General features: G+C 62.2%; 18 protein-coding genes. 11 read left to right on the top strand and 7 right to left on the bottom strand.

What is annotated here, in order from left to right; translation table 11 throughout:
- The first annotated feature begins 3 nt into the window (after positions 1-3).
- From RA19_RS19810 to RA19_RS19785, 6 genes are all read left to right on the top strand, one after another.
- Complete coding sequence (locus tag RA19_RS19810) at positions 4-1,209, top strand: branched-chain amino acid ABC transporter permease (protein WP_039166006.1); 1,206 nt, start codon at positions 4-6, stop codon at positions 1,207-1,209.
- A 12-nt stretch (positions 1,210-1,221) separates the two neighbouring features.
- Positions 1,222-1,977 carry an ABC transporter ATP-binding protein gene (locus RA19_RS19805; protein WP_039130272.1) on the top strand — a complete coding sequence of 252 codons (756 nt, stop codon included), beginning with the start codon at positions 1,222-1,224 and terminating at the stop codon, positions 1,975-1,977.
- A 12-nt stretch (positions 1,978-1,989) separates the two neighbouring features.
- A complete protein-coding gene (locus tag RA19_RS19800; RefSeq protein WP_039166003.1) occupies positions 1,990-2,745 on the top strand; it encodes an ABC transporter ATP-binding protein in 756 nt (251 codons plus the stop codon).
- Between the two features lie 276 nt (positions 2,746-3,021).
- Positions 3,022-3,282 (top strand): PepSY domain-containing protein, encoded by a 261-nt coding sequence (locus tag RA19_RS19795; protein ID WP_039166000.1) that lies wholly within the window; start codon positions 3,022-3,024, stop codon positions 3,280-3,282.
- 57 nt (positions 3,283-3,339) lie between these two features.
- Positions 3,340-3,882: a cytochrome b/b6 domain-containing protein gene (locus RA19_RS19790; protein WP_039165999.1), complete on the top strand. Its 543-nt coding sequence runs from the start codon at positions 3,340-3,342 to the stop codon at positions 3,880-3,882.
- Positions 3,879-4,427: a helix-turn-helix transcriptional regulator gene (locus RA19_RS19785; RefSeq protein ID WP_039165997.1), complete on the top strand. Its 549-nt coding sequence runs from the start codon at positions 3,879-3,881 to the stop codon at positions 4,425-4,427. Before RA19_RS19790 ends, RA19_RS19785 begins: the two co-directional genes overlap by 4 nt.
- Positions 4,428-4,433: 6 nt before the next feature.
- Here the strand turns inward: RA19_RS19785 and RA19_RS19780 are convergent, their stop codons facing one another.
- Complete coding sequence (locus RA19_RS19780) at positions 4,434-5,930, bottom strand: class I adenylate-forming enzyme family protein (RefSeq protein ID WP_039165994.1); 1,497 nt, start codon at positions 5,928-5,930, stop codon at positions 4,434-4,436.
- A 95-nt stretch (positions 5,931-6,025) separates the two neighbouring features.
- Between RA19_RS19780 and RA19_RS19775 the strand changes: the two genes are divergently transcribed.
- From RA19_RS19775 to aat, 4 genes are all read left to right on the top strand, one after another.
- On the top strand, positions 6,026-6,562 hold the full coding sequence (locus RA19_RS19775) for a PAS and helix-turn-helix domain-containing protein (protein ID WP_039165992.1): 537 nt from the start codon (positions 6,026-6,028) through the stop codon (positions 6,560-6,562).
- 167 nt (positions 6,563-6,729) lie between these two features.
- Positions 6,730-7,239, top strand: a complete 510-nt coding sequence (accB, locus tag RA19_RS19770) for an acetyl-CoA carboxylase biotin carboxyl carrier protein (RefSeq protein ID WP_039165990.1) — start codon at positions 6,730-6,732, stop codon at positions 7,237-7,239.
- 9 nt (positions 7,240-7,248) lie between these two features.
- A complete protein-coding gene (accC, locus tag RA19_RS19765; RefSeq protein ID WP_039165988.1) occupies positions 7,249-8,598 on the top strand; it encodes an acetyl-CoA carboxylase biotin carboxylase subunit in 1,350 nt (449 codons plus the stop codon).
- A gap of 75 nt (positions 8,599-8,673) precedes the next feature.
- Positions 8,674-9,306, top strand: a complete 633-nt coding sequence (gene aat, locus RA19_RS19760; RefSeq protein WP_039165986.1) for a leucyl/phenylalanyl-tRNA--protein transferase — start codon at positions 8,674-8,676, stop codon at positions 9,304-9,306.
- On the opposite strand, the gene RA19_RS19755 is transcribed toward aat, so the two are convergent.
- The 3 genes from RA19_RS19755 to RA19_RS19745 are packed head-to-tail and all read right to left on the bottom strand — an operon-like array spanning position 9,270 to position 10,492.
- On the bottom strand, positions 9,270-9,632 hold the full coding sequence (locus tag RA19_RS19755) for a DUF2155 domain-containing protein (RefSeq protein WP_039165984.1): 363 nt from the start codon (positions 9,630-9,632) through the stop codon (positions 9,270-9,272). The genes aat and RA19_RS19755 overlap by 37 nt on opposite strands.
- The gene (gene mlaD / locus RA19_RS19750) at positions 9,629-10,081 is read right to left on the bottom strand and encodes an outer membrane lipid asymmetry maintenance protein MlaD (RefSeq protein WP_039130300.1); all 453 of its coding nucleotides are present in this window, start codon (positions 10,079-10,081) and stop codon (positions 9,629-9,631) included. The genes RA19_RS19755 and mlaD overlap by 4 nt, the downstream gene beginning before the upstream one ends.
- Before the next feature lie 24 nt (positions 10,082-10,105).
- Complete coding sequence (locus RA19_RS19745) at positions 10,106-10,492, bottom strand: NADH:ubiquinone oxidoreductase subunit NDUFA12 (protein WP_039130303.1); 387 nt, start codon at positions 10,490-10,492, stop codon at positions 10,106-10,108.
- Positions 10,493-10,662: 170 nt separating this feature from the next.
- On the opposite strand from RA19_RS19745, the gene RA19_RS19740 reads away from it, so the two are divergent.
- Complete coding sequence (locus RA19_RS19740; protein WP_039165982.1) at positions 10,663-10,959, top strand: hypothetical protein; 297 nt, start codon at positions 10,663-10,665, stop codon at positions 10,957-10,959.
- 387 nt (positions 10,960-11,346) lie between these two features.
- On the opposite strand, the gene RA19_RS19735 is transcribed toward RA19_RS19740, so the two are convergent.
- The 3 genes from RA19_RS19735 to RA19_RS19725 all read right to left on the bottom strand — a co-directional run bounded on the left by RA19_RS19735 (position 11,347) and on the right by RA19_RS19725 (position 13,840).
- Positions 11,347-11,709, bottom strand: coding sequence for a RidA family protein (locus RA19_RS19735; protein WP_039165981.1), 363 nt, complete (start codon positions 11,707-11,709; stop codon positions 11,347-11,349).
- Positions 11,710-11,775: 66 nt separating this feature from the next.
- Positions 11,776-13,044 carry an ATP-dependent Clp protease ATP-binding subunit ClpX gene (gene clpX, locus RA19_RS19730; protein WP_039165979.1) on the bottom strand — a complete coding sequence of 423 codons (1,269 nt, stop codon included), beginning with the start codon at positions 13,042-13,044 and terminating at the stop codon, positions 11,776-11,778.
- A 163-nt stretch (positions 13,045-13,207) separates the two neighbouring features.
- A complete protein-coding gene (locus RA19_RS19725; RefSeq protein ID WP_039166591.1) occupies positions 13,208-13,840 on the bottom strand; it encodes an ATP-dependent Clp protease proteolytic subunit in 633 nt (210 codons plus the stop codon).
- Between the last annotated feature and the right edge of the window lie 11 nt (positions 13,841-13,851).

Below are 13,851 nucleotides of genomic sequence, written 5' to 3'. Positions count from 1 at the left end.
ACCATGTTCAACCTGAACAAAAAAGACCTGAGCCTCCTGATCATCGTCGCGGTGCTGACCCTGTTCGCACCGTTCATCCTGAACCCCTTCCCCGCCGGCAGCGCGATGGCACAGTTCAACGCGGGCTATCCGGACCTGATGCAGCGGTTTGTGATCTTCGGGATCTTCGCGATCGGCTTCAACATCCTCTTCGGCCTCACCGGCTACCTGTCCTTTGGCCATGCGGCCTTCCTGGGTGTCGGCTCTTATGCAGCTGTCTGGATGTTCAAGCTGCTCAGCATGAACGTCATCCCGGCGATCCTGCTGGCGGTGATCGTCTCCGGCCTTTTCTCGCTGCTGATCGGCTTTGTCTCGCTGCGCCGCTCGGGCATCTACTTCTCGATCCTGACGCTTGCTTTCGCGCAGATGATGTTTGCCCTGGCCTATTCGGTGCTGACGCCCATCACCGGCGGCGAGACCGGCCTGCAGCTGGCCCTGAATGACCCGCGGATCCTGGGCGTGAGCCAAACCGCAGAAGGAAACATCCCGGTTCCCGGCCTGTTCGGGCTGGAGATGCGCGACAGCGCGGATCTTGTCATCGGCGGCTGGGTTTTCACCTTCAATGTCGGCTACTACTTCTGCGCACTGGTGCTGCTTGCCTCCTTCTACCTGGCGATCCGCATCTTCCGCTCACCCTTCGGCATGATGCTGCGGGCGGTGAAATCGAACCAGCAGCGGATGAACTATACCGGCCTGAACACCCGGCCCTACACGCTGGCAGCCTTTGTGATCTCCGGCATGTATGCAGGCCTGGCAGGCGGGCTGATGGCCTCGATGGACCCGCTGGCAGGCGCTGAGCGTATGCAATGGACCGCCTCCGGCGAGGTAGTGCTGATGACCATCCTGGGCGGTGCCGGCACGCTGATCGGCCCGGTGCTGGGCGCAGGCTTCATCAAGTACTTCGAGAACATCTTCTCCAAGATCAACGACAACGTCCTGCACAGCTGGTTCAGCTTTCTGCCGGACGGCCTGGAAGATGCGGTGGTCTTCATCATCCATCCCTTCATCGGCAAAGGCTGGCACCTGACCCTGGGCATCCTGTTCATGCTGGTGGTGATCTTCCTGCCCGGCGGCCTCGTCGAAGGCGGACAGCGGATCCGGAGCTGGCTCAAGAACCGCAAGACCAAAGACAACGGCTCGGCCTCCCATGAAACCAACCCTGCGGAATAAGGAGACAGACAGATGAGTATCCTTGAAGTCAAAAACGTGGGGAAACGGTTCGGCGGCCTGCAGGCGCTGTCCGAGGTGAACCTCAGCGTAAAGGAAAACTCGGTGCACGCGATTATCGGGCCGAACGGCGCGGGCAAGTCCACCCTGCTGAACTGCCTGGTGGGCAAGCTGATCCCCGACACCGGTTCGGTCATGTTCGACGGCCAGTCAGTGCTGGGCCGTGCCCCGTACGAGATCAACCAGATGGGCATTTCCCGCGTGTTCCAAACGCCTGAGATCTTCGGCGATCTGACGGTGCTGGAAAACATGATGATCCCCTGCTTTGCTAAGCGGGACGGCGCGTTCGAATTGAATGCCCTCTCCGCAGTGCTGAGCCAGAAGGACATCCTGGAGAAGGCCGAGCACATGCTGGAAGAGATGAACATGGCGGACAAGCGGCACATGCATGCCGCCGCCATGTCCCGCGGCGACAAGCGGCGGCTGGAGATCGGCATGTGCCTGAGCCAGGAACCGCGCCTCTTGCTGCTGGACGAGCCCACCGCCGGCATGGCGCGGGCCGATACCAACAACACCATCGACCTGCTGAAGCAGATCAGCGACGAGCGCGACATCACCATCGCCATCATCGAGCACGACATGCACGTGGTGTTCAGCCTCGCCAACCGGATCACCGTGCTGGCCCAGGGCACGCCGCTGGTCGAGGACGACCCGCAGAACATCCGCGGCAACCCCAAGGTGCGCGAAGCCTATCTGGGCGAGTCGGCGTAAGGAGGAACCAAAATGAACGTCAAACCCGATTTCTCCAAGAACGCCAATGTGGCCTCCACCGCACCGGCTTTTCTGTCAGTCTGGGATGTGCACGCCTACTACGGCGAGAGCTACATCGTGCAGGGCATCAACTTCAACGTCCATGAGGGCGAGATCCTGGCTCTCTTGGGCCGCAATGGTGCCGGCAAGACCTCAACCCTGCGCTCGATCGCCCGCACCGGCTCGCCAATGGTGACCCGCGGCGAGATCTGGCTGGACCACAAGCCGCTGCACAAGATGTCCTCGTATGAGGCCGCCGCCGCGGGCCTGGGCCTGGTGCCCGAAGACCGCCGCATCATCCCCGGCCTGACGGTGGAGGAAAACCTGCAGCTGGCGCAGATCGCGCCACCCATCGGCTGGTCGCTGGAGCGTCTCTATGACCTGTTCCCGCGCCTTGGCGAACGCCGCAAGCAGGAAGGTGTCACCCTGTCCGGCGGCGAACAGCAGATGCTGGCAATAGCCCGCGCCCTGGCCCGCGACATCAAGGTGCTCTTGCTGGATGAACCCTACGAGGGCCTTGCCCCGGTGATCGTGGACGAGATCGAAAAGACCCTCATCCACATCAAGGAACAGGGCATGACCACCATCATCGTCGAGCAGAACGCGGTGCGTGCGCTGGAGCTGGCCGACCGCGCGGTGATCCTGGATACCGGCGGTATCGTCTTTGACGGCACCGCCGCCGAGGTGCTGCTGAACGAAGAACTGCGCTCCGAATACCTAGCGATCTGAACCTTTAAAGAATTCATCTCCGTCGTGCCGGCCACCCGCGTGCCGGCACTGGCTGACTGAGGCCGGCTCTTCCCAGGGCTGGCCTCTTTTTTCGCCTGAGCTGCCCAGGCGTCTGCAATCACCTGTTTCCGCGCCATAAACCCTGGTTATACGCACCTGATTTGCGGCCTTCTGCAACCCTGCGCCTATTCCGCTCTGCCGCCGCTGCGCCGAAGTCTCTGACACGGCCCGCGGGTTTTGCTGCGGGACCACGACCAACGCAGAAAGGACCATACCATGCGCACTTCCCTGAAACTCCTCGCCCTGGCCATTGCCCTGCCCGCAGCTGCCGCTTCTGCGTCCGGCGGCTCCGTCAGCCCTGAAGCCGAAATCAAGCTCCGCGACCTGCTGACCGGCCAAGGCTATGAGGTGACCGAGATCGAAGCCGAGGACGGTATGTTCGAGGCCGAAGCCACCAAGGACGGCAAGGCCTATGAATTCTACATGAATGACCAACTCGAAATCGTGAAGATCGAAGAAGACAGCGACGACGACTGATCCCAGCCCACTGCTCCGGGCACCTGCAACCGGCGCCCGGGGCGGGAAGGATAGACCATGCACAATTCTTATGTCTGGGATCCCCTGGTGCGGCTGTTTCACTGGCTGCTCGCCGGCAGTTTCATTGCCAACGCCCTGTTCACGGATCCCGACGGCACCCTGCACCAAAACATCGGCTATTTCATTGCCGCCCTTGTCGTCGCCCGCATCCTATGGGGGCTGATCGGCAGCCGCTACGCCCGGTTCTCCAGCTTCCCGCCAGACTTCAAAGCGGCAGCCGGGCAGCTGGAAGACATTGCCGTCTGGCGCAGCGGCTGCCGCAAGGGCCACTCGCCCCTGGGCGCCCTGATGATCTACAATCTGCTGGCCACCATACTGGGCATCGCCCTGACCGGCTGGCTGCTGACCTTCGCCCCTTTAAGCACCGCTGTCTGGCCGGAAGCGCTCCACGAAATCCTGGTCCATTGGGCCGAGGCCTCGGTGCTGCTGCACGTCGCTGCGGTGCTGTTCGAAAGCCGCCGCACCAAAGTCAATCTGGCGCGGGCCATGGTCACCGGCTACAAGGAACTGCCTGACACCAAAGCGGAGCCCAGCCAATGAGCCAGAACCGGCAAGACCCGGCCAAGCCCTGGATCCTGATTGCCGTCATCGCCGTGCAGGCCCTCTGCGCGGCGGTGTTCCTAGGCGACATGTTTGCTGATCTCGGCGGGCTCGAGGGCGCTGAGCCGGAACAGGGCGAAGGGCCGCACGCCTATGTTGAGGGACTGGCTGCCATTGCCCTGCTGGCCGCCATCGTGATCGAGGTCCGCATCCTGCTGTGGCTCTTGCGGCGCAAGGCGCATCTGGAGGAAAGCCTGAGTTCCGCCCAGGCCGCGGTACAGGATGTGATCGACGCCGAATTTGCGAACTGGGGCCTGACACCGGCTGAGCTTGACGTGGCCAACTTCCTGGTCAAAGGCCTGTCGACGGCCGAGATCGCCGCCATGCGCGGCAGCGCCGAGGGCACTGTCAAGGCGCAGCTCAACGCCATTTACCGCAAGTCCGGCACCAGCAACCGCTCCGAACTGATGAGCCTGATGATTGACACCATGATGGGGCAGCGCCAAGCGGATCCGGACGCAGGGGAAGCCGTCCGCTCGGCCTGACGTCCCCTACAGCATTTTGCGCAACTCTGTCTTCAGTACCTTGCCATAGTTGTTCTTGGGCAGCGCCTTGATGCGGAGATAGGCCTTGGGCCGTTTGAACCGGGCGATCTGAGTGTTGCACAGCTCATCCAGTTCACCGTCCGGCGCGCCGCCGACGACAAAGGCCACCACTTCTTCGCCCCAATCCGCGTGCGGACGCCCCACGACCGAGACTTCCTGCACATCCGGATGCATCAGCAGCACCTCCTCTACCTCGCGCGGGTAGACGTTTGAGCCGCCGGTGATGATCAGATCCTTGGACCGGTCCTGCAGCGTCAGATAGCCGTCCGCATCCAAGACGCCCATATCGCCGGTCATCAGCCAGCCATTTACCAGAGTTTTCGCTGTCGCCTCAGGGTTATTCCAATAGCCGGGCATCACTGCATCGCCGCGAACCATGATCTCGCCATGACTGCCCGCGGGCAGCAGCTCGCCCTCTGGCGTGCCGATACGCACCTCAACCACGCTCTGCGCTGTGCCGACGCTGGCCAGGCGTTCCTTCCAGCGCGCATGAGTACGGTCCTGTACATCGTGCCGCGAAAGCGCAGTAATCGCCATCGGGCATTCCCCCTGGCCGTAGACTTGCACGAAGACTGGGCCAAAATGCTCCACCGCCTCCATGATATCGGCCACATACATCGGACCGCCGGCATACACCACGGTGCGCAACCCGTCGCCTTTGCGGCCCAGTTGCTTGGCCACCGCCGTCATCCGTGTGACCATCGTCGGCGCGGCAAACATGTGGACCCGGCCAAAATGCGCGGCGAGGTCAAAGATCTCTGCTTCGTCAAACCCGCCCGACACCGGGCAAATGTGGGCGGCGCCCGCCAGCACATGCTGGATTGCATAGATCCCGGCACCATGACTCATAGGTGCCGCATAAAGCGCATGATCCTCGGCACTCACCTGATCCACGTCCGCGAAATAGGCCAGCGCCATGTTCATCAGCATACGGTGGGTGATCATCACCCCCTTGGGCCGCCCGGTGGTGCCCGAGGTGTAGAACAGCCAGGCCAGATCTCCGGGCGCGCGGGAAACCGGATCTGCTACTGGGTCAGACCGCAAGGCAGCCGCGTAGTCCGCGCCGGTGATATCCACGCAGCGGGCGTCAGCCTCTGCATGCGCAACCGCATCGGTCAGCCCAGGCGAAGTAAAAACCAGCCGAGCGCCCGAGTTCTGCAGGATGAACTCGGCCTCCTTGCCGTGCAGCTTGGCATTGATCGGCACCGCCGCCGCGCCGGCCGTCCAGATGCCATAAAGCGCAATCAGATAATCCGGGCAGTTCTTCATGAAGATGCCAACCCGGTCGCCGGGCCGAATACCCTGCGTCTGCAGCCAGCCCGCCACCGACGCCGCTCGCGCACGGAAACCGGCATAATCCGCCACCAGGTCCTGACCAAGGTATAGCGCAGGCCGCGCACCCTCTGCCGCTGCAACACGCTGCAGCCATACTGCCAAGTTCATATGCCCATCCTCTCCGACTTGCCCCGCGCCGCGCAACGTGGCACGCAGAGGCAGCCCCCTTCAATTCCGCAGAAATACCCGGGTAGAACTACCATATGAGCGATCTTGCCTTTGACCACGCCCCTGTGGGCCTCGCGGTGCTGGAACGCCGCGTCATCACCCGGTGCAACCTGCAGTTTGCCGCGACCTTCGGCGGCGACCCCGGTGAATACACCGGAATGCCGGTGGCAGAACTCTACCCCAGCCGGGAGGATTACCAGCGCATCGGTGCGGTGCTGCAGCAGCCCGAGGCGCAATCCGGCAGCTACAACGACGAGCGCATCATGCGCCGCCGCGCAGGCGAACTGTTCTGGTGCCGGGTGCGCGGCCGCTCGGTCACGCCCGAGGCGCCATTTCAAACCGGGGTCTGGTCCTTTGCCGATATTTCCGAGGACCGCCCGGTTGTCTCGCTCACCCCGCGCGAGCGTGAAGTGGCGATCTTCACCTGCAAGGGCCTCTCGGCCAAGGAGATTGGCAAGCAGCTGGATCTGTCCTACCGCACGGTGGAAAGCCATCGCGCGCATCTCTTGCAGAAATTCGGTGCCCGCAAGCTGCCCGAGCTGGTAGCCAAGCTCACAGGCATGCCGCTCTGACACAAAAAACCGGCGGGCAATTGCAAATCCGTCAATCTGTCTCCATGTTACGCCATGCATCGACAGCGCTTCACTTGCAGGAAAGCTTGCCGTATAAGCGCGCTAATTTCCTGCCTGGCGGGCCTTTCAGGCCCAATCAGGCGCGTCGGAACCGGCTTGAGGACAAAATGACGAACAAATCTCACGAAGCGGATGTGGCCTTCATCAAGGCGCTGGCGGAACTGCTGCGCGACAACGACCTGACCGAACTGCAGGTGAAGCGCGAATACGGCGAAGAGGACAGCCTGAATGTGCGCGTCTCCCGCCAGACCGCCATTGCCGCGCCGGTGCAGGTTGCCGTGCCTGCCGCTGCTGCCGCGCCGGCCCCTGTTGCCGCCGCTGCAGCCCCCGCCGCTGCTCCGGCTCCGGCAGCAGCTGCCGCCACTGACGATCCCGCCAGCCACCCCGGCGCCGTGACTTCGCCGATGGTCGGCACCGTTTACCTGGCCCCGGAACCCGGCGCCGCTGCCTTTATCTCGATCGGCCAGCAGGTCAGCGAAGGCGACACCCTGCTGATCGTCGAAGCCATGAAGACCATGAACCACATCCCGGCGCCGAAATCCGGCACCGTGAAGCGCATCCTGGTCGAAGACGGCGCCGCCGTGGAATTCGGAACCCCCCTGGCCATCATCGAGTAAGGATCTGCAATGTTTGACAAGATCCTGATTGCCAACCGGGGCGAAATTGCCCTGCGCGTGATCCGCGCCTGCCGGGAAATGGGCATCAAGTCGGTTGCGGTGCATTCCACTGCTGATGCCGACGCGATGCACGTGCGCATGGCCGATGAATCGGTTTGTATCGGCCCGCCGTCGGGCACCCAAAGCTACCTGTCGATCCCGGCCATCATCTCGGCCTGCGAGATCACCGGCGCCCAGGCGATCCACCCGGGCTATGGCTTCCTGTCGGAAAACGCCAACTTCGTGCAGATCATCGAGGACCACGGGCTGACCTTCATCGGCCCCTCGGCCGAGCATATCCGCATCATGGGTGACAAGATCACCGCCAAGGAAACGGCCAAGAACCTTGGCATTCCGGTTGTTCCGGGTTCCGACGGCGGTGTTCCGGACGTGACCACCGCCAAGAAGGTGGCCGCGGACATGGGCTACCCGGTGATCATCAAGGCCACCGCCGGCGGCGGCGGCCGCGGCATGAAGGTTGCGCTGAACGAAGCCGAGCTGGACATTGCATTCTCCACCGCCCGTTCCGAGGCCAAGGCCGCCTTTGGCAATGACGAAGTCTACATGGAGAAATACCTCCAAAAGCCGCGTCATATCGAGGTGCAGGTTTTCGGCGACGGCAAAGAGACCGGCATCCACCTGGCAGAACGCGACTGCTCGCTGCAGCGCCGCCACCAGAAGGTCTTTGAGGAAGCCCCCGGCCCCTGCATCACTCCGGAAGAACGCGCCCGCATCGGCAAGATCTGCGCCGATGCCATTGGCAAGATGGGTTATGCCGGCGCCGGTACCGTCGAGTTCCTCTATGAGGACGGCGAGTTCTATTTCATCGAGATGAACACCCGCCTGCAGGTGGAGCATCCGGTGACCGAGGCCATCTTTGGCGTCGACCTGGTGCGCGAGCAGATCCGGGTGGCCGAAGGCCTGCCGATGTCCTTCACCCAGGACGATCTGGAGATCAACGGCCACGCCATCGAGGTCCGGATCAACGCCGAGAAACTGCCGAACTTTGCCCCCTGCCCAGGCAAGATCACCGCATTTCACGCCCCCGGCGGGCTGGGCGTGCGGATGGATTCGGCACTCTATGACGGCTACTCGATCCCGCCCTATTACGACTCGCTGATCGGCAAGCTGATCGTGCACGGCCGCGACCGGACCGAGGCGCTGGCGCGTCTGAACCGCGCCCTGGGCGAGCTGATTATCGACGGCATCGATACCACCGTGCCGCTGTTCCATGCGCTGTTGCAGGAGCAGGACATCCACACCGGCGACTACGGCATCCACTGGCTGGAGCGCTGGCTGGAAGAAAACACACCGGGGTAAAACCTCACGGGGCGCGCCGCTGGCAGCGCCCCGTTTTACATTTCCGCTCATTTTCCGTTTATACTGCCCGCTACCATGAGCTTGACTGCGGATCTCTTGCTGCACGCCTATTCCGCCGGTGTTTTCCCGATGGCCGAACACCGCGACGATCCCGAAGTGTTCTGGGTCGACCCCAAGCGGCGGGGAATTCTGCCATTGGACGGCTTCCGCATCTCCCGTTCGCTGGCCAAACGCATCCGCAATGGCGGCTTCCAGGTCACCGTGAACCGGGATTTTGCCGGCGTGGTGGACGGCTGCGCCGACCGCGCGGAAACCTGGATCAACAGCGAAATCCGCAACCGCTATCTGGACCTGCACCTGATGGGCAACGCCCATTCTCTGGAGGTCTGGCTACACGGCGAATTGGCAGGCGGCACCTATGGCGTCTCGCTTGGCGGCGCCTTCTTCGGTGAAAGCATGTTCTCCCGCCAGCGCGACGCGTCCAAAGTGGCGCTTGCCTATCTGACAGACCGGCTGGTGCAGGCGGGCTATGTGCTCTGCGACACCCAGTTTCTCACGCCCCACCTGGCCTCATTGGGCGGGATTGAAATCACCCGGGCCCGCTACCGCGCCATGCTGCGCGAAGCTCTGTCTAAAGATGCGGATTTTGCCAGGCCTGCAGTGCCAACGCCTCAGCTGCTGCTGCAGCGCATGACCCAGACATCGTAACGGCTGTGGTCCAGCGCATTCAATGCCGGGCTGGAGGCAATCATCCAGCCCTGGAAATGGGTTGCGCCATCGTTGGGATCACGGACCGACAGGAACGCAAACGCATCCCCGGTCGGGTTCTCCGCCGGATAGCGGCAGTCGGCCACGGTGACCAGCAGGCCGAACATCTCGGCGCTGGCGCCAATGGCCACCTCAGCGTCCATCGTGTGGCCGTTGACTTTGTCCAGTGCCCGCAGAACCGCAGCATTGCCCTGCGCCGCCTGTTCCTGCCCCCAGGCAGGCACAGCCAGCAAAGCAGCCGCGAATGCAGCGGCAAGACGCCTCAAGACTCGTCCCCGCTTCCGGCCACAAATTTCACTAGCAGCGAAATCAGGCTGACAGCGCCCTGGGTGTCCTCGATCTCATCGCCCGCCTCAAAGGCAAAGGGCGAGCCGCCCGGCATGATCTCGACGAAATTACCGCCCAGCAGGCCTTCGGAAGAGATGACAACTGCGCTGTCGTCAGGGATCTCGATACCGTCCTGCACCGCAAACCTAGTGTCTGCGCGGAAAGTCTCGGGGTTCAGGTCGACACCGGTCACAGTGCCGATCTTGACCCCGGCCAGCCGCACATCGGTGCCCACGCTGACCCCTTCCAGCGAGCGGAACGAGGCACTCAGATCATAGGTTGCGCCTGCGCGCGACAAGCCGGCCGCCTGGCCGGCATATACGGCAAAGCCAATGGCTGCAGCCAGCACAACACCGCCGGCAAAAACTTCAGTAGGATTGTGGGACATGTAACCAGCCTTCTGGCAGATGTTTTATTCGGGCACCCAGGCTTCGTAATCGCTGCGTTCCTTGGGCGCACCGCCTGCCCGGATCGAACCTGCCGGCGCATAGGCCATCATGGTGCCGGTCAGGTTTTCCTGATGCGGCTTTTCCCAGGCCTTGTGCTTCAAGGGCTTTTCGCTCGGCACTTCGTCAAAAGTGCGGTGCAGCCAGCCGTGCCAGTCAGGGCTCACCCGCGAAGCCTCGGCCTCGCCGTTGAACATCACCCAGCGCTTGCTGTCATCCGCATTGCGGTAGAACACGTTGCCCTGGTCATCCTCACCCACCTTGACGCCTTTACGGCGGGTATAAAGCGCCGTGTTCAGGGTGGAGCCGTTCCACCAGGTCACAGCGCGCAGAAGAGAGTTCAGGATTCCCATGGGTGCCTCCGGATTTTTCCAGCTCTGATATGGCCCAATTTCCCGCCGGGGTCCAGTGGCTTGCGCCCCGGCCGCGCGATGACGCAAAACTTCTCCGGTTGTTGCACATTCAGGCCACAATACCCGCGCATCTTCCTCGCGATTAGTTAATTTCTTGTATCGGAAAAATTATGAGACTCATTCTCTCCCTTGTCGCGTCACTGGCGATGACCGTTGTTATCGTGGACCTGACCGACGCCACCCAGTTGCTGATTAAGAGCGGCACCGCCCAGCATCAGGGCGCCAAGACCATCAAACTGCAGCAAGAAGAGGAAGAAGGGTTCTTCACCTCGGCAGCCGCCAAGACAGTGCGCGCAGCCAAAGTCATGCTGGGCATTCGCGATGAGGAACCCCCAAAAAGCGAATTGCAGCAGTTGATGGACCGCCGCCGCAAGGAAACCACGCCGAAACAGGGCTTTTTCTTTTAACTGATTTGGCCGCAAGGCAGAAGTCCGCCGTATTGCCCGCCCGCACTGCAACCCGCTGCAGGCCGTCCACGCGCAAAGCCGTCTTGGCCGTCCGTGGCGAATCTCTCCGCAACCGGCTCTGGCAGTGAATGGGGATAGTCGTAAGTCAGAGGGCCTTCGCGATGCAGGACCTAAGTCCTGGAGCCCGCCAGGGCGGCCAAAACCCGTGCAACCGTTTCCTGCTGCAGCCCGAAGGCCTTACCAGTTTATCTTTGACGGCAGCCCAGACCTTCCTGGCACCGCCCCAAAAACCCATCGCTGCGGCAATCCTGGCGACGAGCGCAGCGGGCAGCTTCTGCTACGTTAGCTTGGCCCGGCTTGTCCACCGGGCCAGTGTAAGTGCCGGTGTCACCCTTGCGGCGCCAGCGCGGTCACTTCGATCTCAATGCGGAACTTGGGATCGATCAGATTGCACTCGATCATTGTCGCCGCCGGCGGGTTGGCGCCAAAGGCCTCTGCCAGAACCGGCCAGCAGGGTTCGAACTCGGCCGCATCCGGCAGGTAGTAGTTGACCCGCACCACATCGGCAAAACCGGCACCCGCTTTCTCCAGCGCGGCGCCAATGGTTTCCAGCGCCGACTTGCACTGGGCCACAACATCGTCGCCCTGCCCCACGGTGCCCGCCACATGCACAAACCCGCCGGCCACAACAGCCCGGCAATAACCAATCTTGGCCTCGAATTCTCCACCGGAAGAAATCCGCTTGATCATGTCTCTCTCCTCAACATGAAAACGGCGCGGAAATGACCGCGCCGCTTTGATAAAACGTTCTGCCTGTCAGCCCGCCGAAGCCGGCTCCTTCTCGGCATCCGCGTGGATCATCAGCGGCTGCGCGTCCGAGGTCACCGCCTCTTCGTTCACAACCACCTTGGTCACGCTGTCCATGCCCGGCAGGTCGAACATGGTATCCAAGAGGATATCCTCCATGATCGAGCGCAGGCCCCGCGCGCCGGTCTTGCGTTCGATCGCCTTGCGGGCAATTGCCTTCAGGGCCTCGTCGGTGAAGTCCAGCTCGGTGTCTTCCAGTTCGAACAGGCGCTGGTACTGCTTGACCAGGGCGTTTTTGGGCTGGGTCAGGATGATCACCAGCGCGTCTTCGTCCAGGTCTTCCAGCGTTGCCAGAACCGGCAGGCGGCCGACAAATTCCGGGATCAGGCCGAATTTCAGCAGATCTTCCGGCTCAAGGTCCTGGAAGATCTCACCGACGCCGCGCTCGTCATTGTCGCGCACATCGGCGCCAAAGCCCATCGCAGAGCCCTTGCCGCGCTGCGCGATTATCCGGTCGAGGCCTGCGAATGCGCCGCCGCAGATGAACAGGATGTTGGTGGTGTCCACCTGCAGAAATTCCTGCTGCGGATGCTTGCGGCCGCCCTGCGGCGGAACGGAGGCCACCGTGCCTTCCATCAGCTTCAGCAGCGCCTGCTGCACACCCTCGCCCGAGACGTCACGGGTGATCGAGGGGTTTTCAGACTTGCGGGTGATCTTGTCGACCTCGTCGATGTAGACGATGCCGCGCTGCGCCCGCTCGACGTTGTACTCAGACGCCTGCAGCAGCTTCAGAATGATGTTCTCGACATCCTCGCCCACGTAACCGGCCTCGGTCAGTGTGGTCGCATCCGCCATGGTGAACGGCACGTCCAGGATCCGCGCCAGCGTCTGCGCCAAGAGCGTCTTGCCGCAGCCGGTCGGGCCGATCAGCAGGATATTGGATTTCGCCAGTTCGATGTCCGAGCCCGCTTTCTGGGCGTGGTTCAGACGCTTGTAGTGGTTGTGCACCGCAACCGACAGCACCCGCTTGGCAGTGGCCTGGCCGATCACATAGTCATCCAGCACCTGGCAGATGTCCTTGGGCGTCGGCACACCGTCGGTGGCCTTCAGCCCCGAGGCCTTGGTTTCTTCGCGGATGATGTCCATGCAAAGCTCTACGCATTCATCGCAGATGAACACGGTGGGGCCTGCGATCAGCTTGCGTACTTCATGCTGGCTCTTGCCGCAGAAGCTGCAATAGAGAGTGTTTTTGCTGTCGCCGCCTGAATTCGTCGCCATGGTCTACCTTTCAGTCCGCCCAGTCTTCTGCGCCTGTGCTTCTGCGCCCGCGCTTTGGAGCAATCCATCTTTCGGCCAGCTTAAGCCACTGCTTAGGCCGCCACAATGTGAAAGTGTGCCCCAATTATTCCGCAGGGGCACACGGGTGTTCACAAAAGAAAGCTTACGCTTCCTGGTCATCGCCCTTGGCACGGTTCTCGACGATCTCGTCGATCAGGCCGAATTCCTTGGCGTCCTCGGGCGACATGAAGTTGTCCCGCTCCAGCGCATCGACGATGGTGTCGTATTCCTGGCCGGTGTGCTTGACGTAGATCTCGTTCAGGCGCTTCTTCAGCTTCAGGGTTTCCTCGGCGTGGATCATGATGTCGGTCGCCTGGCCCTGGAAACCGCCCGAGGGCTGGTGCACCATCACGCGGGAGTTCGGCAGCGAGAAGCGCATGCCCTTCTCACCGGCCGTCAGCAGCAGCGAGCCCATCGAGGCCGCCTGGCCGATCACCAGGGTCGAGACCTTGGGCTTGATGTACTGCATGGTGTCATAGATCGACAGGCCCGAAGTCACCACGCCGCCAGGGCTGTTGATGTACATCGAGATTTCCTTGGACGGATTTTCCGCCTCAAGGTGCAGCAGCTGCGCCACGATCAGCGAGCTCATCCCGTCGTGAACCGGACCATTCACAAAAATGATCCGCTCCTTCAGCAGGCGGGAAAAAATGTCATAGGCCCGTTCGCCCCGGCTGGTCTGCTCAACCACCATCGGGACCAGGGTGTTCATGTATGTTTCTCTGGGATCAATCATTTCGACCTGCC

It is taken from the genome of Leisingera sp. ANG-M1, assembly GCF_000813745.1.
In the GTDB taxonomy this organism is placed as follows: Bacteria; Pseudomonadota; Alphaproteobacteria; order Rhodobacterales; family Rhodobacteraceae; genus Leisingera.
Note: the sequence above shows the minus strand (reverse complement) of the source record. Positions and strands in the feature narration are given on the sequence as shown.